At 70.8% G+C, this 22,948-nt stretch carries 11 protein-coding genes and 1 riboswitch; of the genes, 1 reads left to right on the forward strand and 10 read right to left on the reverse strand.

What is annotated here, in order from left to right; translation table 11 throughout:
- Positions 1–50 precede the first annotated feature (50 nt).
- From O5O46_RS09240 to O5O46_RS09255, 4 genes are read right to left on the reverse strand one after another with little or no spacing between them, the layout of a single operon-like run.
- On the reverse strand, positions 51–746 hold the full coding sequence (locus O5O46_RS09240) for a VOC family protein (RefSeq protein ID WP_269854823.1): 696 nt from the start codon (positions 744–746) through the stop codon (positions 51–53).
- A complete protein-coding gene (locus O5O46_RS09245; RefSeq protein ID WP_269854824.1) occupies positions 740–2,986 on the reverse strand; it encodes a bifunctional Gfo/Idh/MocA family oxidoreductase/class I SAM-dependent methyltransferase in 2,247 nt (748 codons plus the stop codon). The genes O5O46_RS09240 and O5O46_RS09245 overlap by 7 nt, the downstream gene beginning before the upstream one ends.
- Positions 2,983–4,059, reverse strand: a complete 1,077-nt coding sequence (locus O5O46_RS09250) for a saccharopine dehydrogenase NADP-binding domain-containing protein (protein ID WP_269854825.1) — start codon at positions 4,057–4,059, stop codon at positions 2,983–2,985. Before O5O46_RS09250 ends, O5O46_RS09245 begins: the two co-directional genes overlap by 4 nt.
- Complete coding sequence (locus O5O46_RS09255) at positions 4,056–11,687, reverse strand: non-ribosomal peptide synthetase (RefSeq protein WP_269854826.1); 7,632 nt, start codon at positions 11,685–11,687, stop codon at positions 4,056–4,058. Before O5O46_RS09255 ends, O5O46_RS09250 begins: the two co-directional genes overlap by 4 nt.
- Positions 11,688–11,926: 239 nt before the next feature.
- On the opposite strand from O5O46_RS09255, the gene O5O46_RS09260 reads away from it, so the two are divergent.
- Positions 11,927–13,525: an MFS transporter gene (locus O5O46_RS09260; RefSeq protein WP_269854827.1), complete on the forward strand. Its 1,599-nt coding sequence runs from the start codon at positions 11,927–11,929 to the stop codon at positions 13,523–13,525.
- Between the two features lie 63 nt (positions 13,526–13,588).
- On the opposite strand, the gene O5O46_RS09265 is transcribed toward O5O46_RS09260, so the two are convergent.
- The 6 genes from O5O46_RS09265 to O5O46_RS09290 all read right to left on the reverse strand — a co-directional run bounded on the left by O5O46_RS09265 (position 13,589) and on the right by O5O46_RS09290 (position 22,726).
- Positions 13,589–14,344: a thioesterase II family protein gene (locus tag O5O46_RS09265; RefSeq protein WP_269854828.1), complete on the reverse strand. Its 756-nt coding sequence runs from the start codon at positions 14,342–14,344 to the stop codon at positions 13,589–13,591.
- A gap of 17 nt (positions 14,345–14,361) precedes the next feature.
- Positions 14,362–16,839, reverse strand: a complete 2,478-nt coding sequence (locus tag O5O46_RS09270; protein ID WP_269855149.1) for an ABC transporter ATP-binding protein/permease — start codon at positions 16,837–16,839, stop codon at positions 14,362–14,364.
- A 2-nt stretch (positions 16,840–16,841) separates the two neighbouring features.
- Positions 16,842–17,810: an ABC transporter permease gene (locus tag O5O46_RS09275; protein ID WP_269854829.1), complete on the reverse strand. Its 969-nt coding sequence runs from the start codon at positions 17,808–17,810 to the stop codon at positions 16,842–16,844.
- The gene (locus O5O46_RS09280) at positions 17,807–19,396 is read right to left on the reverse strand and encodes an ABC transporter substrate-binding protein (RefSeq protein ID WP_269854830.1); all 1,590 of its coding nucleotides are present in this window, start codon (positions 19,394–19,396) and stop codon (positions 17,807–17,809) included. Before O5O46_RS09280 ends, O5O46_RS09275 begins: the two co-directional genes overlap by 4 nt.
- Before the next feature lie 353 nt (positions 19,397–19,749).
- Positions 19,750–20,877, reverse strand: coding sequence for a HoxN/HupN/NixA family nickel/cobalt transporter (locus tag O5O46_RS09285; protein WP_269854831.1), 1,128 nt, complete (start codon positions 20,875–20,877; stop codon positions 19,750–19,752).
- A 33-nt stretch (positions 20,878–20,910) separates the two neighbouring features.
- Positions 20,911–21,120, reverse strand: a riboswitch (cobalamin riboswitch).
- 202 nt (positions 21,121–21,322) lie between these two features.
- Positions 21,323–22,726, reverse strand: coding sequence for a short-chain fatty acyl-CoA regulator family protein (locus O5O46_RS09290; protein WP_269854832.1), 1,404 nt, complete (start codon positions 22,724–22,726; stop codon positions 21,323–21,325).
- Positions 22,727–22,948 lie beyond the last annotated feature (222 nt).

Raw genomic sequence — 22,948 nt, forward strand, 5'->3', positions numbered from 1 at the left:
TCTGGTTGGGTCGCGGCGGAACGACGGCGGCTGAGGGGGGTCGCCATGGGTCATCCCTTCGGCACCGCGGCGGTGAAGGCGGCGCCGTGCAGCCTGTCGGGGTCCAGGTCGGCCTTGAGGCCGGCCAGTTCCACGCCGAGGAGCCCGGTCCGCGGCGCGGGTTCGACGGCAAGCCACCGGTCCCCGCCGATCAGCGCGTCGAAGCAGCGCCGGTCGGTATCGGCCACCCCCATCCGGACCCGGGCGATGCCGTGAGCGCCGTTGGGGTGTACGACGTGTGCGGGGCGCTGCGGCGGGTCGTAGGCGGAGACGACGAAGGGCAGCCGGGAGGGGCGCGGGGCGAGGAACTGGTACCGGACGAGCTGGCCGTCCGGCCGGGTGCGCCGTCCCTTGACGACCCGCGAGAGGGGAACTCCCGCCGCGCGCAGCGTGGTCCGGGTCTGGTGCAGGGCCAACTCGTCCGTCTCCAAGGCGAGATCGCGCCATCCCTCGCCGGGCCGGGCCCAGCGCATGAGGCGCTCGCCCGCGCCCGGCCCGTAGGCGGCCCCGAGTGGCCACCGCAACAGGCGGAAGGCCGTGTGCAGTTGGAAGAACTCGATGAACGGCCCCTCGGCGAACCACAGCAGCGCGTTGTGTGCCCGCGCGGGGTCGCTGCCGTACTCCACGGTGAATCCGAGTTCCGTGAAGTCCCTGACGAGGGCCCGGACGTCGTCGACCTTGTAGACGAGATGGCTGGTTCTCAGCATGGTGCGGTCCTTGCGGCGAAGAGGCGCTGGCCCAGTGGTGCCAGCGGATGGTCCTCGCCGGGCAGCGTGAGCACGTTGTCGATACCGGCGTCGCCGAGTACGTCCAGCCACTGGCGGCGCGCGAGGAAGGTGGTGCCCGAGTCGAGGCGGGTGTCTTGGGGGGCGGTCATCATGAACGCCTGCGAGATGAGGATCTCCAGGTGCTCCCGGGCCGGTTCGGTGATCAGCAGCCAGCCGCCGGGGACCAGCAGCTCGACCAGGCCGCGGACGGTCGTGCCGGTGTCCCGCGCGTTGTTCAGTACACCGGCTGCGATGACGACGTCGGCGGAGCCCGACGCGTACCCCTGGGCGCGGGGGTCCCGGTCGATGTCGAACAGGTCGAAGTGGATCCACGGGTGCCGCGCGAAACGCTCGCGGGCCGGGGCGAGGAAGAACTTCGAGACGTCCGTGAAGAGGTAGTCGGCTCTCACGCCGCCCTCGGCCAGCGCCGCGGTCACCGCTTCGGTGGTCGCGCCCGTTCCCGCCCCGACCTCGACGATGCGCAGCGGGCCCGGCCCCGGATGCCCCGCGGCGACGGCGCGTACCGTGGCCGCGACCGCGGTGTTGAGGTATCGGGCTGTGACGGTGTCGCGGTAGACGGAGTCAGCCAGTGCCGAGCGGCCTTCGGGGAAGAGCAGGAGCGCGGCCTGCTGCTCGCCGGTCATCAGCTGGGGCAGACGTTGCGCGTTGCGCCGGAGGTAGTCGATGAATTCGGGCGGCCCCAGTCGGCCGGTCCACGATTCGGCGGCCAGGTCCCATGCTCGGCTGGTGGCGGCCTCGTCGACCATGCTGGTGGAGCGGAACACGTCGCCCTCGCGCTCGACCAGGCCGTGCTCCACCAGCTCCCGGAGCCAACGCTCGATCAGCCAGTGGTGCGCGGGTGCCACACTTCCCGCGGTGAGGATCTCCGGCATGCCGCGGCCCGACTCGTCCAGCCCCTGGGTTTGCAACGTGAGCAGCACCGAGGACAGTACGGCTTCGTCAAGGCGCTTCACGAAGGCCTCGACGTGGTCGGCGGTGACTCCGCACACCTGCGCCTCCGCGCTGGTCACCGCCTGGGCGACGACGCCGTGCAGGGTGGCGGGTGTGCGCTGCCGCCCGGTCGGGCCACGTCCTGCCCCGACAGCGGCCACGGCGGCGGCCAGGTCGCCGACCGACACCGGCTGGTGGACCTGCTGGGGGCGCAGTGCGGGATAGCCCAGCTGCGAGGTGACGTCCTGCCACATGCGGCACAGCGTCAGGTGATACTGGTCGGGGCGCTCGCCGCCGGGCTCCCCCAGGATGGCGGCACGCAGCGCGAGCAGGTCGCCGCCGATCGCGGCGGGCCACAGCTCACCCAACACCTGGCGGTACCCCGGCTGTTGGGACGGCCCCAGAACGGTCGTGCTCGGCTCCCCCAGATGATCCGTGCCGGGCCCCGTGAAGTCGAAGTGGTTCTTGGCCGCATCGGGGATGTGCAGGCGCGGGCTCCAGGTGACCGGGCCGTGCGTGTCGCCGAGGGTGAGCCTGCCGCCCGCCGTACCGATGGTCGCCTGGTGCAGAAGGGGCAGATGGTTGTCGGGGTCGGCGGGATCGACCTGGTTGTGTACGCGCAGGGTGAGCGGCACGCCCCCGATCTGCCCGGTCAGAACGGAGAACGGGCCGTCGGCGCCGTCCGCCACATCCACCCGCCATGGTCGTACCGCCCCCAGCGCGTCGCCGAGGATGTGGAGCAGCGGGAAGGCGACCTGCACCGAGCAGGCCGCGTCCACGTGGACGGCCGACTGCCGGGCGAGCAAGGCGCGGGCCGCCGCCGTGAACCCACGCACGGCAGGCAACCGGGCGTACAGGTCGCCGACCCGGAAGTGGACACCCCGGCGGCGTGCCTCGCGCAGGCACGCGACCAGGTCGTCGTGGTGCACCGGCTGCTCCTGCAACACGTTGACGCCGCTGCGGATCAGACGCAGTGCCAGCTCGGTGCCCACCCCGCCCATCACCCCGGAGCGCAGGACGACGCAGGCCAGGTCGGTGCGGTCGGGCAGGTCCGCGGGGTCGGTGAACAGCGGGACGCCGTAGCGCTCGGCGCACGCGACCGAACGCCCGCTGCCCTTGGCGAGCACACCGATGACCTCGAACTCCTCCGGCAGCGCGGCGAGCGCGGACAGGTAGAACTGGCCGAACGTCGTCCCGCACACGATCACACGCAGCCTGCGACCGTTCACAGGGCTCCCTCCTCGACCACGACCAGCTGATCGATCGTTGTTTCCAGTACCGTCAGTTCGCATCTGCCGCGCAGCCGTCCGACCGTGGCCGACGGGTCAAGCGCCGTCGCGGCGTGCCGGACTCCGGCCGGTACCTCGCCGCGCAGCACGGCCAGCGTGGCGGCGGCGGTCATGGCGCCGGTGAGCTCGGCGATGCCGGGAGCGCGAAGGACCGCCGTGCGGGTGGCCGCCTCGCCCGCCGCCGTGGTGCCGTCAAGTTGAACCAGCAAGGTCGCATACGGGGTGCGCCCGGCGGCGTCCAGCGCGGTGGCCCGGCACAGGTCGGCCGCAGCCTCGTCTGGCGGCCGCGTACGGGCGGCGTCGAGCGCGGCGCCCACGTGCTCGCCGTCCAGCACGGTGTACCAGTGGCCGTGGATGAGCGAGAGGTCACGGGCCAGTTGCTCGCCCTCCGCGTCGAGGTACGGGATCGCGCTGACCTCGCGCGGGAAGAACGGTAGGGTGACCGCCGCCTGCCGGGTCAGTGCGGCGGAGCGGCGGTTGCCGTTCCGCCAGGCGGCGAGCGGCTCGTTGTCGCCGCCTAGGACGCCGTGCAGATAGTCCTCGGCGCCGGTGCGGGTGAACCGGTCGAGGACTCCGGCGTAGCAGGTCAGGGCTTGTACGGTGGTGAACTCCCGGGCCGCCAGCCAGCGGGGCAGCAGGCCGGACAGGCCGGGCAGGGCGCCTGCGGCGAAGACCGCGCAGCGCCCGCCCACGTACTCCCGTACTGCGTCCCCGCCCGCGTCGACGTGGTGTGCTCCGGCCGCCAGCGCCGCACGGGCCACACGTGCGGCGGTCCGGTGCGACGGCCCGGCGCAACCCACGACCACCTCGCAGCCATGGACGAACGCCGCCAGTGAGGCGTCGTCGTCGACGTCGACCAGGGCCGTCTCGACCGTGCCGGGCAGGGCGGCCGCAGCACGCTGAGCCGCCGTCAGGTTCCGGCCGCCGATGCGCAGCGGACCCGCGCCCCACTCGCTCAGCAGGCGGGCTGCCTGCGCACCGACCGCGCCATAGCCGCCGATGACGCCGATCACAGGGCGCCCTCTTCCATCTCGTCCGTCGCCGCCAGTTCCTCGGCGAGAGCCGCTGTCACCTGGGCGAGGCTCGGTCCTGCGAACAACCGCCGCAGGGGCAGTTCAACCCCGTAGCGCTGCTTCACGCGCTCGATGAGCCGGGTGGCCAGCAGGCTGTCGCCGCCCAGCTCGAAGAAGCTGCGCCTTCTGCCGACCGTTGCGCGACCGAGCAACTCGGCCCACAGCACCGCGATTTCCTGTTCCAGGCCGCCCTGCGGGGCTTCGTCCAAGTCCTCGGAGCCGTCCGCTGCGGCGAGCGCGGCGAGAGCCACGTGGTCCACCTTGCCGTTGGCGCTCAGCGGCAGCCAGGGCAGGACCTCGACGCGCTCGGGCACCATGTGCGCGGGAAGGCGCGTGGCCACGTGGGCCCGCAGCCCCACCGGGTCCAGGTCGACGGCCGCTTCAGGGCGCCGCGCCCACAGCAACTCGATGCCGGGTGAACCCATGGGGCGGTAGCCCACCTCGCTCAGGCCGGCTCGGGACAGCAGCTCGGCCCAACGTGAGCCGGGCAGCATCGGAGAACCCGCCTTCTGGCGTTCGCGGTCGAAGCCGTAGTAGCCACGGTCGAGAAGGGACCCCGTCAGCAGGACGATGGGCGTCAACTCGGCTCGCTCGGCGGCGATCAGCGTGCCGCCGCTTCGGGCGAGCAGGGCGGCCAGCGCGGGGCCCTGAGCGGGGTCCGGGTAACGGTGCAGGGCGTTCACGGCCACCACCGCGTCGAACCGGTGCCGCAAGTCGTCGGAGATTCGGCGCAGTTGGCGGCAGGCCGTGCGATGTGGCAGCTCTTCCAGACGGCGGCTCGCCTCGGCGACCATGGTCGGGGCGGGGTCGAGCAGGGTGTAGCGCACCTGATCCGGGTCGAGGAGACCCAACAGGCGGGCCGCGGTCCGGCCGTCTCTGCCACCGAGCTCGGCGACCTCGACGGGCCTGCCCGCTTTCTCCGCCAGGTCGGCCAGGCGGCGGGCGATCTCTGAGATGACCTGGGCGGTCCCCGGGTCCTGGTCGGCGAGGCTCACCGGGGACAGAGCATCGTCGTCGAGCAGTACGGCCGGGTCGAGGCGGCCGGCGAGGATCTGCCGGTAGTCCTCCAGCCGCTCCAGCAGCCGGGCGTGGACGCGGGCGATGAGGCCGCCGTACTCGTCGGTGCCTACCTGTGGTTGGGTGCGGGTGAGTGCGGAGGGAAGGCCGGGTCCGGCACCGTATGCCCCCGCCTCTTCGACCAGAACCTTCTGTTCGACCAGCCAGCGCAGCCACAGCCGCAGGGTCGGCAGGTGCTCGTCCGCCACGCTCAACCGCGTGGCGAAATCGTGTGGTGCTCCATCAGCGAGCTCGTCCAGGCGGAGCAACCTGATGAGGACGGCCTCGACCGCCTCGCCCTCCTGCTGGAGCGTGCGGGCGCGCTCCGCCAGAGCGTCGGCGCTCGGCTCGGCGCCCTCGGCGTCAAACGACCGCGGCGGCGTGGCCGGGACGACGGCGGCGAGCAGTTGGCGGGCCGCGGCGTCACCGGTGACGGTGACGACGGCGCGGCCGACACCAGGATGGCCCCCCAACGCCGCCTCGATCTCGCCCAGTTCGATCCGGTGGCCGCGTACCTTGACCTGGCGGTCGGCCCGTCCGAGGAACTCCAGCGTCCCGTCCGGCCAGTACCGGCCCAGGTCGCCCGTGCGGTACCACCGCTCACCACCGAGCTGTACAAACCGACGAGCCGTCACATCGGGCGCGCCACGGTAGCCACGGGCCACCCCCGCGCCGCCGATCCACAGCTCACCGGTCACCCAGTCCGGGCAGTCCCGTCCCAAGGTGTCCACCACCCGGTAACGCTGGTTGCGCAGCGGAAACCCGTACGGGATCGACCGCCACCCCGGCTCCACCTCGGCCACCTCGAACGCGTTGGACCAGATCGCCGCCTCGGTGGCACCGCCAAGAGCGACGAACCGGCAGTCGGGCCGCCGCGCCGCAAGCCGCCCGGGCAGATCGAGACCCACCCAGTCGCCGGAAACCAACACCAACCGCAAAGGATCAGGAGCCTGCTCCCCCTCCGCGACCACCAACAACATGTCCAGCAACGCGGGCACCGAGTTCCACACCGTCACCCCATGACTGCGAACCAACTCCAGCCAACGCCGGGCATCACGCCGCGACTCCTCCTCGACCAGCACCACCGCACCACCCACCGATAGCGGTCCGAACACGTCGAACACCGACAAGTCGAAATCCAGGGCGGACAACGCCAGCGTCTTGTCCTCGGAGCCGATGGCGAAGCGGGTGTTGATGTCGTCGACGGTGTTCACCGCCGCCGCATGCGTGATCTCCACACCCTTCGGCTCACCGGTCGATCCCGAAGTGAAGATCACGTACGCGAGTGCGTCCGGATCGGAGTCGACGGGCCGCGGCGCGGGCTCGGCCGAGACGATGTCGTCCATCACCAGCGGCCGAAGCGACTCCTTCCACGCCGACGCCGCCCGACCGGCCTCGTCGGTGACGACGAAGTGGACGTCGGCCAGGCGATGGATGCGATCCCGGCGCGCTGCCGGCTGGTCCGGGCCGACCGGCAGGTACGCCGCTCCGGCCGCCAGCACCCCGAGCACCGCGGCGATCTGGTCGGGCCCCTTGGGTAGCGTCACCGCGACCAACTCGCCTTGTCGCACGCCATGTTCAACGAGGAGCGCGGTCAATCGGAGTGCGCGTTCCGCGAGTTGGCCGTAGCTGAGCCGTTCCTGGTCGCCCCACCGCAGCGCGACGCGGTCAGGCCGCTCGGCGGCATGCTGGAAGAATCCCGCGTGAAGCAGCTGAGCCGGGGCCGTGGTACCAGTCGCGTTGACCTCGGCACGAGTGTCCCGCTGGGACCCGGGGAGCAGATCCGGTACGGCCGAGTCCCAGTCACCCCAGCCAAGCCAGTCGAGCAGCCGAAGATAGGCGTCGAACATCGCGTCGACCAGGCCGTCCGGGAAGAGTTCCTCGACGACGTCCCAGTTGAGGTGGACACCGCCGTCGGCGGCATCCGTGACCTGGTGGTCGAGCCACACCTGCGGGGTCTGCGACACCCCCCACACGTAGTCGGTGAACAGCCCCGAGCCGGGTTCACTGCCGACGCCGAGAGCGCTGGTGAACACGACGGGCATGGTCGTCTCGGGTTCGCCGGTGTGCCGGGCGAGTTCACGCAGTACCCAGACGGCTGACACCTCCCGGCGGTCGAGCGCTTCCCACAGCTCCTGCTGCACGCGCCGCGCCTTTGCCAGCCAGCTCTCCCCCGGCTGCGGACGGCAGGCGACGAGCATCAGCGAGGTGAAGTCGCCCAGCACGTTGGCGATGTCCGGGTGGACGTCCTTGCGGTCGAAGAGTGTGAGGTTGAGCGTCAGGTCGGCTCTGGCGCTCCACCGGCCGAGTACCTCGGCGAAGGCGGCGAGCAGCACGGCAGATGCGGTGAGACCGTGTTCGCGAGCCCGGTCGGTGATCGGCCGCCAGTGCGCGGCGCTGATCCGGGCCTCGCGCCGGGTGAAGCGCGGTCGGTGAACCGAGGCCGGATCCACGGCCAGCGGGAGCTGCGGCGCTGGCGGGAGGTCGGGCAGGCGTTCGGTCCAGTACTCCTGCGCGGCGGCAAGGGCGGCGGGTTCCGGAGCGGCGCCCAGCACGTAGTCACGGAAGGAGACACCCACCGGGGGAAGTTGGGCGCCCAAGTCCTCGTAGACGGCGCCGAGTTCGGTGTAGAAGGTGAGGATGCTGAGGGCGTCGAGGACGATGTTGTCCACGCCGATTCCGAGCCGGGTGCGGTTTTCCGAGCGGGCGGCACGGATCGAGAAGAGCGGCCAGCGCGCCGGGTCGAACACCTGGTGCGAGGCGGCGTTCCGCAGTTCCTCGAAGGCGGCCTCGGGCTCGGGCCCGGCCTCGGTGACGGTGACGCGGTAGCGGGGCACGTCGGGCAGGATGCGCTGCCGGCCGTGTTCGTCAACGACGGCCCGCAGCATCTCGTGCCGCCGCACCAGGCGGTCGACGGCCGCCTCAAGGCGCTCCACGTCGAGGTCCAGCACGTCGTACTCGCGGTAGAAGTGGCAGCCGACCCCGCCGAGGGTGAAGCCCTCACCCCGGCCGAGCCAGTAGGCGCGCTGGACGTCGGTGAGCGGGAACGGCTCCAGCCGGTGCTCCGGATCGGCGGCCAGGACGGGCCTGGACCGCGTGGTGTCGTCCAGCCTCAGGGTGGCGGCGAAGTCGGCGAGCACGGGGTGCCTGAAGAGCTGGGCGAGTGTGACGTCGGCGAAGCCGTCCGCGCGCAGCCGTCCGACCAGCCGTGTCGCGAGCAGGGAGTCGCCGCCGAGGGCGAAGAAGTCATGTTCGCGGCCGACTTCGGCCACTCCCAGGATCTCGGACCAGGCCGCGGCAGCACGCCGCTCGATCTGGCCGGTCGGCCGGGTGACGGACACGGCGCCCTGGACGTCGTGGTGCCCGAGCGTGCGGCGCAGGGCAGCGCGGTCGACCTTGCCGTTCGGTGTCAGTGGCAGTTCGGGCAGCAGGGCGATCCGCTCGGGCACCATCGCCGAAGGCAGTCGCTCCGCCAGGAAGGCACGGAGCCCGGTGAGGTCCGGTACCTCGGTGTCATGGTTGCGTGACCGTCCCGCGGCTATCTCGGCCAGCGCCTTCCAGTCCGGTACGGGCTCGGGCGACGCGTCCGTGACAGCGGCGGCCAGTCCGCCGTCCTCGCAGACGACCGCGATGCCCTGGCCGACACCGGGAAAGTCCCGCAACGCGGCTTCGACTTCGCCGAGTTCGATCCGGTGGCCGCGCACCTTGACCTGACGGTCGGCCCGGCCGAGGAACTCCAACGTTCCATCAGGCCAGTAGCGGCCCAGGTCCCCCGTCCGGTACCAGCGCTCGCCTCCGGCCTCGACGAACCGATCCGCCGTTAGTTCAGGCGCACTGCGGTAGCCACGGGCAACCCCCGCGCCACCGATCCACAACTCACCCGTAACCCAGTCCGGGCAGTCACGCCCCGACGCGTCCACCACCCGGTAGCGCTGGTTCCGCAACGGACACCCGTACGGGACGGAACGCCATGCCGGATCCACCTCGGCGACCTCGAACGCGTTCGACCAGATCGCCGCCTCCGTTGCCCCACCCAACGCGATGAACCGGCACCCCGGCCGCAACACCGCAAGCCGCCCCGGCAGATCAAGCCCCACCCAGTCACCAGAGACCAACACCAACCGCAGCGGCTCGGGAGGCGCTTCGCCCTCCGCCACGATCAGCAACATCTCCAGCAGCGCCGGAACGGTGTTCCACACTGTCACCCCGTGACGCCGGACCAGTTCCAGCCAACGTCCGGCGTCTCGGCGTGCCTCCTCCTCGATCAACACCACCGTCCCACCGACCGACAAAGGTCCGAAGACGTCGAACACCGACAGATCGAAGTCCAGTGCTGACAGCGCAAGGGTGCGATCCTCAGGTCCGATGGCGAAGCGCTCGTTGATGTCGTCAACGGTGTTCATCGCCGCCGCATGCGTTATCTCCACGCCCTTGGGCTCACCGGTCGAGCCCGAGGTGTAGATCACGTAGGCGAGGTCAGCGGGGTCCCCGGGCACGGGTTCGAGCAGTGGCGTGACGCCCTCCGGTACGGCGAGGTCGTCGAGGACGAGCCGCACTCCGGCGGTGCGGTGGATGCGTTCGCGCCGCAACTCGGGCTGGTCGGCGCCGAGCGGCAGGTAGGCCGCACCGGCGGCGAGTACCCCCAGGACCGCCGTGATCTGCTCCGGCCCCTTGGGCAGGGTGACCGTGACCAGGTCTCCGGGACCGACGCCCTGGGACCTCAGATGGGCGGCGAGGGCGAGTGCCCGTCCGGCCAACTCTCCGTAGCTGAGCGAGCGGTCCAGGCCCCAACTCAGTGCGACCGCCCGGGGGTTGCGGGCGGCGTACGCGAAGAAGCCGTCATGCAGCCGCGTACCTGGGATCGGCCCCGCCGTGTCGTTGACACGGGCCCGCACCGCGAGTTGAGCCTCCGGGAGAAGGGCGGGGACGGGCTCGCCCCAGGCGTCCTGGTCGGACAGCAGACGGTCGAGCAGTCGGCTGTAGGCATCAAACATGGCGTCAGGGACACCGGGCGCGAAGGAGTCCTCGCGGACGTCCCAGTTGACCAGCAGCCCGCCGTTCACCTCGGTCACCTGTGCGTCCAGCCACACCTGCGGTCCCTGCGAAATGATCCAGGACGGCTCGCCGAACGCTTCGCGGACCTCGGCCGGGAACAGCTCGCCCAGGCCGAGGGCGCTGGTGTAGACGACGGGGGCGAGGATCTGTTCGCCGTGCAGGCGGGACGCGTCGCGCAGGACCTCGACTCCTGAGTATCCGGCGTGCGCGGCGTCGGCGTGGAAGCGCGCCTGCAGCCGGGCGGCGCGTTCGGCGAAGGATCCGGGTGTGGCGCCGTCCCAGGCCAGCAGCACCGATGAGGTGAAGTCGCCGACCAGATCGCTGACTTCGGCATGCAGTGGTTCGCGGTCGAAGAGCGGGAGATTGAGCAGGAAGCGCGGTTGCGCACTGAAGACGGTCAGCGTCTCAGCGAAGACGGCGGCCAGTGCCATGGCCAGGGTCAGGCCGTGCCGTCGGGCCAGCTGGTCGAGACATCGCATCGTCTCCGGATCCAGCCATCGGTGCCGACGCACCGCGACGGCCGTGGCCGAGGCCGCCACGAGCGGCAGCTGAGGAGCGGCGGGCAGATCAGGAAGATGCCTGCGCCAGTAGTCGCGGTCGGCGTCGAGCGCTGCCGCACGGGGCTGCGCGTTCCGGGCGGCACGCCGCTCGGCGAGATAGCGGGGAAAGCTGTAGTCCAGCGCGGGCAGCGGCGTGCCGGGATCCGCGTAACCGCGGGCGAGATCGGCGAGCAGAACCCTCAGGCTCAGCGCGTCGGCCGCGACCATGTCCAGGTTGACGTGGACGCGGGTGCCGCCGGGGCGGATACCGGGTGGCAGCAACGAGAGTTGGATGTCGAAGACATCACCGGCCGCGATGTCCATACGGCGGTGGGACAGGCGTTGCCGGATGTCGTCCAACTCCCGCTCAGCCTCGGCGGCGGGCAGCGTGCGCAGGTCGTGGACCCGTAGTCCGGGCCAGTTGCTCCGTGCGACGATCTGTTGGCGGCCGTCATCGAGGATCCGTACCCGCAGCATGCCATGGCGTGCGAGCAGCGCCCGCACGGCCGATTCGAGGCGGACCGGCTCGACCTGCTCGCCGTCGAACTCGTTGTAGAAGTGCGCCGCCACGCCGCCGAGTTGCTGGCCCTCGGCGCGACCGACCCAGTACGCGTGTTGCATCAGCGCGAGTTCGAAGGGCTCGGACTCGTCCACGCGCGGGGCGCCGGTCGGCACCAGGTCGGACGTCGCACCGGCTTGCGAGGCAGCTGCGACCAGTTCGCACCAGGCTGCCACGGTCGGCTCGGCGGCCAGTTGCGGGAAGCTGATGTCCAGGCCGGACCGCCGCAGTCGGCCCGCCAGCCTCATCATCGCGAGTGAGTCCAGTCCGAGGGCGATGAGGTTCTCGTCCTCACCGACCTCCTGCTTCGGCAACCCGAGCAACTCCGCGACCTCGTCGGCCAGCTCAGCTGCGGCCATTTCGCGATCCTGCGACACGTGGGCCCTCTCCCCGTGATGTGGACGTGCACCCGGTTCTCGCTCCCGGGTTCGACTGTTACGACCACACCCCCTACTTGGAAGTGATTATCATATGCATTAAGCCGCTCAGGCAAGGCCCTTGAAGAGTGAACGTTCGACTCGCGCGCAACGGAGCTGTCCGGGCGGTGAATTGAGACCCCGAACACGTCGACGCTCGACGCCATACAGAGAGGGCGACCATGAGCACTACGGAAGCGGACCCCGTCGAGGCGGGGGCCCCGCCCGAGGTTCGGAGCAGCAGGCGCTGGACGACAGCCGTGACCTCACTCGCGGCGGCGATGATGACCCTGGACATCACCGTGGTCAACGTGGCGCTGCCGCGCATCGGCGCGGATCTGGACGCCTCACTGGACAGCCTCCAGTGGATCGTCAACGCCTACACGCTGTCCTTCGCCGCCCTGCTGCTCACGGCGGGCTCGGTGTCCGACCGGATCGGCCGCCGCAGGATCTTCCTCGCGGGTGTCGCCGTCTTCACCGCCGCCTCGGCCGTGTGCGCGCTGGCCCCGAACACGGCGGTCCTCATCGCGGCACGGGCAGCGCAGGGCGTTGGGGGCGCGATGGCGTTCGGCACCGCGCTCGCCCTGATCGCCGGTGCGTTCGAGGGTGCTCCGGCGCGATCCCGCACCACCGCCATCGGGCTGTTCACCGCGGGCGGCGCGGTCTCGGCGGCACTCGGTCCCTTGGTCGGCGGCTCGATCGTGGAGTGGCTCAGCTGGCCGTTCCTGTTCGCGGTCAATGTGCCGATCGGGCTGCTCATCCTGGCCGGCACCGCGCGGAAGGTACCCGAGAGCGTGGCCACCGACGCCCCCGCGAACGTCGACCACGCCGGAGCGGTGCTGGCCGTACTGGCGCTGTTCGCCCTCAACTACGGTTTGCTGGCCGGATCGGAGAAGGGCTGGACGGCGGCCGACGTGCTCACGGCACTCATCGTGGGTGGGGTCCTGGCCGTCGCGTTCGCCGCCGTGCAGTGGCGGCTCGGCCCGACCGCCATGCTGGACCTGCGGCTGTTCGCCATCCCCAGCTTCAGCGGTGCGGTTCTGCTGAGCTTCGCCGCCCGGGTCTTCAGCTTCGGGCTGCTGCCGTTTCTGACTCTCTGGCTCGGCGGCATGCTGAGGCTCACCCCCTTCCAGGTCGGCCTCGTCCTGCTCGCGCAGTCCGTGGCGCTGGTGATAGCGGCGCCGGTGAGCAGCCTGCTGACCAAGGTGATGTCGGTCTCCAAGGTGCTGGCGCTGGGCTCGGCCGTGGTCGGGGTGGGCATGTTCCTGGCGGTGGGGATCGGCCCGCACGACAGATGGACGGCTGTCCTGCCCATGCTGGTCCTCCTGGGTGCCGGAGCCGGCCTGACGCTTCCTCACCTACTCGCGCTGGCCGTGGGCGTGGTGCCCGCCTCGCGGGCGGGCACCGCATCAGGTGCGGCCAACAGTTTCTTCCCCCTCGGCACCGCGACCGGCGTCGCCGCCTTCGGCATAGTGCTGACCAGCAAGGTCGACACCACCATGAACGCCGCTACCCTCAGCCGGTTCGATCTGCCCCCTGGTCACGCCGCTCAGCTGCGCCAGCTCGTCACCGCTGGTCAATTCGACGCGCTGGGCGCCGCCGTCCCGGGGACGGTCCGCGGTCAGGTACTCGAACTGGCCCGTTCCGCGTACACCGGAGCGCTGTCGACGATCTTCCTCATCGCCGGTGTCGCGGGTCTACTGGCGGCGGTCGCCAGCCTGGTACTGGTCCGCGAGAAGGACAACTTCGAAGCCGCACAAGCGGCTTCGAGCAGCGGCTGACCAGAGGTCGAGGTCTGCCGGGGGTCTGCCACCAGTGGGGGTGGCAGACCTCATCGGCACTGGTCAGGGTGGTGCGATGGCGTTTCCGGCGAGTTGCCGCCGGATGGCGGCGATCACCTCACGGGGACGTTCCGAAAGGTAGAAGTGGCCGCCCGGGAAGGTCAGCAGCTCGAAGGGTGCCGAGGTCCAGTCCCGCCAGCCGTCGGCTTCCTCGGCGGTGAGTTCGGTGTCGTCCGCCCCGATGAGCGCCGTCACGGGACACGGCAGGAGGCCCACCGGCTGGGGATCGTAGTTCTCGATCAGCCGGTAGTCGCCGCGGATGGCCGGCAGGACCAGTTGACGGAGTTCGGGCATGGCCAGCAGGGCGGCGTCGGTGCCGCCGAGGCGGGCGAGTTCGGCACACAGGGCGTTGTCGTCGAGCAGATGAATGGTGCCGCGGCGATGGTGCTGAGGTGCCTCACGGGCCGAAACGAACAGGTGGACCGGCGCGGGGTGCCCCTGACGGAGGAGATGCGACACGAGTTCATGGCCGACCGCCGCGCCCATGCTGTGCCCGAAAACGGCCCAGGGCCGGTCCAGTAGCGGTGCCACCGCGGTCGCGAGGCCGGAGACCAGCCCGGGGAGGTCCGCCGGAATGGGGTCGTCGAGGCGGTCCTCGCGGCCCGGCGGGCAGGCGAGCAGAAGCTCGACCCGAGGCGGGAGCAAAGCGGACCACTCCCGGTAAAGACCGGTCGAACCGCCCGCGTGCGGCAGGCAGACCAGTCGTAGTGCGGCGTTCGGAAGGGGGTGGGGGCGGCGCAGCCAGCGTTCCGCGGTCATGGCGGGTGTCCTCAGTGTCAGGGTTGATCAGTGATTCCTGCCGGGGCGGGACGTGCCATCGGCAAGGACGGTACGGCGGCCAGGAGTTCGGCGGTCACCGGATCGGTCGGTGCGCTGAGCAGCCGGTCGGTCGGGCCGCTCTCCCTGATCCGGCCGTCGGCGAGCACCGCGAGCTGTCCGCCGAGCCGTGCGGGCACGGTGAGGTCGTGGGTGACAACGACCAGGGCGACGCCCAGTTCCCGCCGCAGCCCAGCCAGCAGGGCGATCACGGTGTCGGCGGTCGGCGCGTCGAGGGCGCTGGTCACCTCGTCGCACAGCAGCACCGCGGGTTCGACCGCCAACGCCCTCGCCAGTGCCACTCGTTGGCGCTGCCCGCCCGACAGGTGCTCCGGGCGGCGGTCGGCGTGCTCGGCTGCCAGCCCGACCCGTTCCAGCAGCTGGTGAACCTCGCGCCACAGCGCTTCCGCGTGCAGCTCGGGACGGTACTGACTGAGCGGGCGAGCGATGATCCGGCCGACGGTGTGGCGCGGGTTGAGCGAGTCGTGCGGGTCCTGCGGAACGAGTTGCAGCATCCGCAGCCGATCGCGGGACCGTCCGCGCAGTCCGTGCGGCACCTCGGCACCGGCCAGGCGCAGATCGCCCGACCAGTCGGGGTGCAGACCGGTGAGGCAGCGCAACAAGGTGGTCTTGCCGCCGCCCGAGGGGCCGACCACGCTGAGGCAACCGCCGGGATCGACGGACAGGTCGATGGCGGTCAGCACGCGCCGGGTACCGCGCCGGGCCTCCAGCCCGCGCAGGACCAGAGCGGGCGTGTCTGCCTGGTTCGCCACCTCGCGCGGTCCGGGCAGTGCGGTCATCCGGGCGGCGTCGACCAGCCGACGGGCGGTGGCGCTCGCAGGGCGGGCGAGTACCTCCGCCACCGGACCGCGCTCCACCAGGCGTCCCGCGTCGAGGACGGCCACTTCGTCGGCCACCGAGGCGACCTGGGCCAGGTCGTGCGCGACCAGCAGGATGGCCGGGCCGCCGTCCTCGCGCAGCCGTTTGATGTCGGCGAGCAGTGCCGCCGCGGTGGCCGGGTCCAGGGCGCTGGTGGGTTCGTCGAGCACCAGCAGGTCAGGCCTGTGGGCGAGCGCGGCGGCCAGCGCGACCCGCTGGCGCTGGCCGCCGGAGAGCTGGTGCGGAAAGCGGCGCAGAAAGGCGTCGTCGCACGGGAGTTGGACCGCCCGCAATGCGGACCGGATCCGCACGGGCCGTTGCGCGCGGGGCACCGAGCGGGCTCTCAGGAACTCCCCGATGTGGTCGCCCACCCGCATCGTGGGAGCGAGCGAGGTGCGCGGATCCTGCGGGACATAACCAGCGTGGCGGCTGCGCAGCCGCCGAAGCGCCCGCTCGGTCAGCCCGAGAACCGGGAGCCCGCCCAGGTGCACCTCGCCTTGCCGCAACTCCAGTCCCGGGCTCAGTTCTCCGAGGGCGGCCAGCGCCAGCGTGGTCTTCCCACTCCCCGACGGCCCGACCAGCGCGAGGACTCGGCCCGGGGCAAGTTCGAGGTCGACGCCGTCGACGACGGAACGTCTACCGGACGGCCCGTCTGCCTCCACGGTCAGACCGCGCAGCCGCAGCACCGGGGCACCTGCGACGGTATCCGCCGTCACGGCCACCGGCCGCCGGCGGGTCCGCGGCTGGCGGGCGGCGGGGAAGACCGCGTCCACGAGCAGGTTGGCGGCCAGCAGCAGCACGAGGATGCCGACGGCGGGCACGGCCACCGCCAGGGGTTGCAGCGACAGCCCGTCCCGGTTCTCAAGGACCATCAACCCCCAGTCCGCGGCCGGGGGTTGAGCCCCGTAACCGAGGAATCCCGCCGTTGAGACGACGAACACCGCTCCCACGAAGCGCACGGCGGCATCGGCCGCGAGCACCGGCGCGAGATTGGGCAGCACCTCACGCAGCAGGACGTACGCCGTGCGCTCACCGCGCGCGACCGCGGCCTCCACGTAGTCATGCTGGAGGGCCTGCAAGGTGGTGGCTCGTACCACCCTGACGATCTCCGGCAGCAGGACCACGGCGGTGGCGGCTCCGACCCCGGCCACTCCACGGCCCAGAGCCACCACGGTAAGGCTGAGCAGCAGGAACGCGGGCAGGCTCAACAACACGTCGGCCACACGCAGCACCACCGCGTCGATCCGGCCGCCGCGCAGCGCCGCCAGCATGCCAGCCGACGCGCCCAGCGCGTACGCGGCGGCGAGCGCCGCCAGCGAGAGCAGCACCAGTGTCCGGCCGCCGGCCAGGAACCGGCTGAGCACGTCGGCGCCGAGATGGTCCGTGCCCAGCGGGGTCGATCCGCCTGCCGGACCGTACGGCATGTCCAGCACCTCGCCCGTCCCGTGCGGGGCGAGCAACGGCCCGAGCAGGGCGAGCAGCACGGCTGCCGCCAGCACGGCACCCGCCACGATGGCACGCAGCTTTCCGCGGTCGCGGACCGGGGCGGCCTTGTCCATGCTCAACTCAGGCTCCTTGCCGCCGGATTGAGTGCGGCGGCGAGCAGGTCCGCCAGCAGGTTGAGGGTGACCGTCACGGCGGCGACCAGCAGGGTCACGCCCTGCACCACGGGCACGTCGCGCGCGGCCGTGGCGTCCACCAGGGCCGCGGCCAGCCCGGGGTAGCCGAACAGCGTCTCGGCGACCAGGGTTCCGCCGAGCAGGTAGGCGAGGTAGCGGGCCAGCACCGGCACCGCCGGAACCACGGCCGCCGGGAGCACCCAGCGCAGCACGACACGATGCTCCGGCACACCGCCGAGCCGGGCCGTGCGCGCCGCGTCCGAGGCATTGGCCGCGATCACTCCGGCGCGCACCAGCCGGACGTTCTGGGCCAGGCTCACCGAGAGCAGCGTGAGCACCGGAAGCACCAGGATCTGCGGCTGCGTCAGCACGCTGTGCCCGGCCGAGGGCACGGACACCGAGGGCAGCCAGCCCAGCCCGACGGCGAACAGCAGCACCAGCAGCGTGCCGATGACGAACTCGGGCATGCTGACCAGGGTGAGCGTCGCGGTCGACACCACCCGGTCCGCGGCCCGGCCGGCCCGTATCCCCGCCCACAGGCCGAGGCCGATGGCGATCGGCACCAGCAGCGCCGCCGCGACGGCCCCGAGCAGCAGGGAGTTCCCGGCCCGTTCGGCGATCAGCCCGGACACCGGGCGCCCGCTGGCGTAGGAGGTGCCGAGGTCACCGTGGAGGGCGTGCCACAGCCAGTGGCCGTAGCGGACCCACGCGGGCTGGTCCAGGCCGAGACTGTGGCGCAGTTGGGCGATCTGCTTCGGCCCGGCCCGCCCACCCAGCCGGGCGGCCGCCGCGTCGCCGGGCGCGAGCGTGGTCGCCGCGAACACCAGCACCGATGCGGCCAGCAAGGTGCCCGCCGCGGCGCCCAGCCGACGCAGCCACCATGTCCGCCGAGCGGTCTGGGTGGGTCTCACGAGCTGAGGAAGGCGTCGCGCAGACACGGGTAGTCGAAGACTCCATGCGGCTGGATGCCATGGACAGCGGGCGTTGAGGCCGCGATCGGGGGAATCCGCGCGAACACCGCGTCCCCACCGTGGTCGTACAGGTAGTGCTGGACGTCATGCACCGCGCTGGTGCGCTTGGCGTCCCCGACGGCGGCGTGCATGGCGGTCAGCAGGCCGTCCAGGGTGGCGTTGGACGGTCCGGTGAACGGGTAGGAGGCCTTGGAGCCGTAGTACAGGGAGAGTTGCAGCGGCAGTGGCTGGGCGTGGTAAAGGTTCGTCTGCAGCGGTGTGTGGAGCAGGGTCTTGATGTCGGTGTAGTAGTCCGCGGCCGGGATCTTGTCCACCGCCACCGACATGCCTGCCGCGTGGGCCTGTTGGACGAACGCGGTGGCGCTCTCGAGTGTCCCGTACTCGTAGTCGCTGGTGCGCACGGAGAAGTCGGTTCCGCCCAGCCCCGCCGATGACAGCAACTTGCGGGCCTGCTCGGGATCGTGGGCGCGGGGCGGCAACGATGTGTCGTACCAGGCCTGGTGGCGGCCGAGCGCGTCATCGGCGACCTCGCCGTAGCCGAGGGTGACGGTACGCACCATCGCGTCCCGGTCGACAGCGAGGCGCAACGCCTGTACGGCCTCGGGCTTGGCGAACGGCGCCATGCCGAGGTTCATGGTGAAGGACAGGTCGCTCCACAGCTCCTTGGGGGCGCTCAGGATCCGCAGGGCCGGGTTCTTCTCCTCGGCGCGGGCGGTGGCGAGGGTGAGCCCGCCCGCGTAGTCGAACTGGCCCGCCTTCACTCCGTTGAGGCGGGCACCGGCGTCGGAGACTGAGAACAGCTCGATCTCGTCAAGGTAGGGGCCGCCCTTCGCCGATCCCCAGTAGTCCTTGCGGGCGACGAGCAGGCTGCTGCTGCCACCGGTCCAGCTCTTGAGGACGAACGGGCCGGAGCCGGGAGCGTGCGCGAAGTCCTTGGTGCCGTCGGGGAAGACGAACATCGACTGGGCGAGCACGAGGTCGAAGAAGCCGTCAGGTCCCTTGAGTTGCAGCTCCAGGGTGTGCGCGTCACGCACCGTTGACTTCGCCGGGTCGAGACCGCCCAGCACCCCGCTCTGAGTGGTCGGGTTGGAGGCGAGCGTGCGGAGGCTGAACAACACATCCTCGGCCGTGAGTTGACGGCCGTTGCTGAAGGTCACGCCGTTGCGCACGCGAACGGTCCAGCGGGTGGCGTCCGCGTTGGGCTTGACCGACTGGGCGAGCCGCCACGTGGTGGAGCTGCCGTCGATCTCGCCGATGGTGTCCCAGATCAGCCTCGCCCTGACGTAGTCGATGGCGCTCCCGGTCGCCTGGAGCACGTTCGTCGACTCGCCGCTGGAACCGGCGAAGGCCGCACGCAGTCTGCCCCCGCGACGCGGCGGGACCGACGCCGATGCCGTGTCGGCGCTGAGCGGCGAATGGGTCGTCGCGCTGCTGCACGCCGCCAGCAGACCACCGCCGACCACCACTCCGGCTGCTGTGCCGATGGTGCGCAGCATGGACCTGCGGGATATCTGATGTGCGCTCACAGAGTCCTCACTCGAAGCGGGCGGGAGGCAGGGGCCGACCACGGTGACGCCCGTCACGACTTCGGGCGGGTGCGCCGCACGCTGGCGATGACCACCCTAGAGTAAAACGATAACGCTTTTCAATAAGAATGGCGGAGACTGCGTCTTGCGCCTGGAGGATCGCGACGGTTCACCCTTCTACGCACTGAGGCCGACAGGGGGAGGAGGAAGGCAACAGGGTCACCACACCGCAACAGCCTCCGTCGGCCCGGTGGGGTCGCCGGGAGGCTGAACGGTCCCATCCGATTGCCACGCCCCGGCACCGGTTCCTGGCCCGCTACCGGAGCGAGCCCGCTGAGGGACCGTCCGCGGGATCAGTTCGGTTCTGCGGCCTTGGGCTTCCAGCGGTGTTCGACCTTGGCCAGCCGCCAGTAGGTCAGTGCGCAGGCCCAGACCACCACGAACAGGCCGACGATGATGAAGCCCACGTTGTTCAGGTCGATGCCGGAGATCCAGTTGGTGACCGCGTCGTCCAGGTTGAGCTGGTCGTGCAGCACGCCGACCAGTTCGATGGTGCCGATGAGGAAGGCGACCGCGATGGACAGGCCGGTGATGGTGAGGTTGTAGTAGACCTTGCGCACCGGGTTGGAGAACGCCCAGTGGTAGGCGAAGTTCATGAAGGTGCCGTCAAGGGTGTCGAACAGGCTCATTCCGGCGGCGAACAGCAGCGGCAGGCACAAGATCGCGTACCAGGGCAGTCCGGCGGCGGCGCCGGAGCCCGCCATCACCATCAATGTCACCTCGGTGGCGGTGTCGAAGCCGATGCCGAACAGCAGGCCCACCGGGTACATCTGGCCGGGACGGGTGATGGACTTGGTGAGCCGTCCCAGGATGCGGTTCATGAAGCCGCGCGAATCCAGGTGCTTCTCCAGTTCGTGCTCGTCGAACTGACCCGCCCGCATGGCCTTGAAGACCCGGTAGATGCCAGCCAGGGAGAGCAGGTTGAGGGCGGCGATCAGATAGAGGAAGCCCCCGGAGACGCTGGTGCTGACCACGCCGAGCGTCTGGCGGGTACTGGAGTTGTCATTGGTCAAGGTGGTGGCGAAACGCGCTCCGGCCGCGATACCGCCGGCGAGCAGGACCACGATGGTGGAGTGGCCGAGGGCGAACCAGAACCCGACCGAGATGGGGCGCTTGCCGTCGGCCATCAACTTGCGGGTGGTGTTGTCGATGGCCGCGATGTGGTCGGCGTCGAAGGCGTGCCGCATGCCCAGGGTGTACGCGGTGACGCCCAGCCCGAGGCCGAAGACCTGCTTGCCGACGGTGTAGTGGTGTGGCGCCACCATCGCCACCAGGATCGCGAAGGCGACGATGTGCAGTGCGGCTATCACCGCCAGCAGACCGCCGGTGCGTATCCAGTCCTTGCGTTCCCAGCGGATCACCGGCGTGGCCGGAATCACCACTTCTGCGGCGGCTGTGGCGGAGTTTTCAGACAGGGTCATCTCAGGGAGCCTCTCCAGCACCTCGTGGACGGGGACTTGTGCGGTGCCGTGGCCGGTCTCCTGGCTGACGGGTCGAACGCCGACGTACCCGACCTTCCCAGCGACCCGAAAGTCACCAGTGGCGACCGCCTGGCGGCGGAGGTGCGTCAACTCCCCAATCACAGTGGCGAGGGCCGCTCCGGACTTCAGCCCTTGTCAGGGCTGTCACCGGTCTTCCCGAGCACCACGGCGGGACCACGGTAGAGGTCCGGCCATTGTGGCTACAAGTCTGCGAAGGTGCGCAGGTGTCTTGGTTACCAAGGTGAAATGCGGCGAGAACGACCGCATGCACCTGGTTCCGCCGGACCGCGCGCACCAACGCGCCACTGACGAACCACCGGCATCCGGGACACCGCGGTCTCCCAGGCACTGAGGCTGCTCCGCGCATCCGGCGCATTGGATTCGGTCAGGCCTGGTGATCATTCACCGGGTACGGAACGAACGTACTGGCGTTCTGGTCGATTCTCAGGGCGCGTCCGAGGGGTGGCACGGCGCGCTGGGGGCAGTCGAGACGTTCGCAGACGCGGCAGCCCATGCCGATGGGGGTCGCGGCGGAGTTGTTGCGGAGGTCAAGGCCGTCGGAGTAGACGAGCCGTGCGGCATGGCGGATCTCGCAACCGAGCCCGATGGCGAAGGTCTTGCCGGGTTCGCCCCAGCCGCCGCGGTGTCGGGTGACCGCACGGGCTGTCCACAAGTAGCGCTGTCCGTCGGGCATTTCGGCGATCTGGACGTGGATGCGACCGGACGCGCTGAACGCCTCGTAGACGTTCCACAGCGGGCAGGTGCCACCGGCCCGGGAGAAGTGGAAGCCGGTGGCGGACTGCCGTTTGGACATGTTGCCCGCGCGGTCGACGCGGACGAAGGAGAAGGGCACGCCGCGCAGACGAGGGCGCTGTAGCGTGCTCAGGCGGTGGCAGACGGTCTCGTAGCCGAAGCCGTAGCGGTCGGTCAGGCGCTCGACGTCGTAGCGCACCTCCTCGGCCGCCGCGTGGAAGACGCGGTACGGCAGGATCAGCGCGGCGGCGAAGTAGTTGGCGATGCCGATGCGGGCCAGCGCGTGTGCGGGCGATCCGGCCGGGAAGTCCTCGGCGGCTTGGCGGTCCAGTTCGTCGTCGTACTCCAGCAGGGCGAGCTGAGTCGCCATGCGGAAGGCGCGTTGTCCGGGACGAAGATGCGTGGACAGGTGGAGGGTGCGGGTCCCCTGGTCGTAGTGGTGCAGATGGTCGCCGGCATCTGCGGACAGGCGCACGCCGTGGCGGTTGAGCCGGGCCGTGAGGGCCTGGACGACGTCGCCGGGGTGGATGCCGATCTCCTCTGCGAGGTGTTCGGCCGCGAGGTCGGTGTCGTGCAGGTAGTTCTGACGGCGGTAGAAGAAGTCCCGGATCTCCTCGTGGGGTGAGCGGGGTGTCTCCTGGTCGCAGCCGCGCCTGTCCGTGCTACTGGCGAGCCGCTCGGCAAGGGCCTGGTTGCGGCGTCCCAGGTCGACCAGGACCCGGGCCACGGCGGGCATCCGGGAGGCGAGTTCCACGAAGTCGGACGGCGACACACGGGCTTCGGCGATCTCAGCGGCCAGCGTCTCCCGGAGGTCCGCCACAAGACGGGTCGTATCGCGTTCGGAGAAGAAGCCGGGGTCAACGCCGAAGGCTTCGGTGAGCCTGAGCAGGACGGGAACGGTCAGTGGACGGGAGTCGTGCTCCATCTGGTTCAGATAGCTGGGTGAGATGGCGAGGACGCGGGCCAACTCGGCCTGGCTCATCGAACGTTCCTCGCGCAGCCGCCGCAGCCGCGCCCCCGCGTAGGTCTTGCTCACCGCACTCCTTCCTGGCCGGGACGCCCTCAGCCTATGGGAACCGTCCACCGCCGCGCCCTTCGCAAAGTTGGCAATCAACGGGGTGAAGATTCGCTGAAGTTGGCATACAGCCACGCTTGATGGCACTCAGTGCCCGATGCCAGAGTCTCAGTGCGGCCCGCCGGACTCCGGCGACCGTCAGCCAAGCCGGGCGCGATTCATGCCCTGACATCGGAGATCCCG

This window comes from Streptomyces sp. RPT161, from assembly GCF_027533845.1.
GTDB classification, from domain to species: domain Bacteria; phylum Actinomycetota; class Actinomycetes; order Streptomycetales; family Streptomycetaceae; genus Streptantibioticus_A; species Streptantibioticus_A silvisoli_A.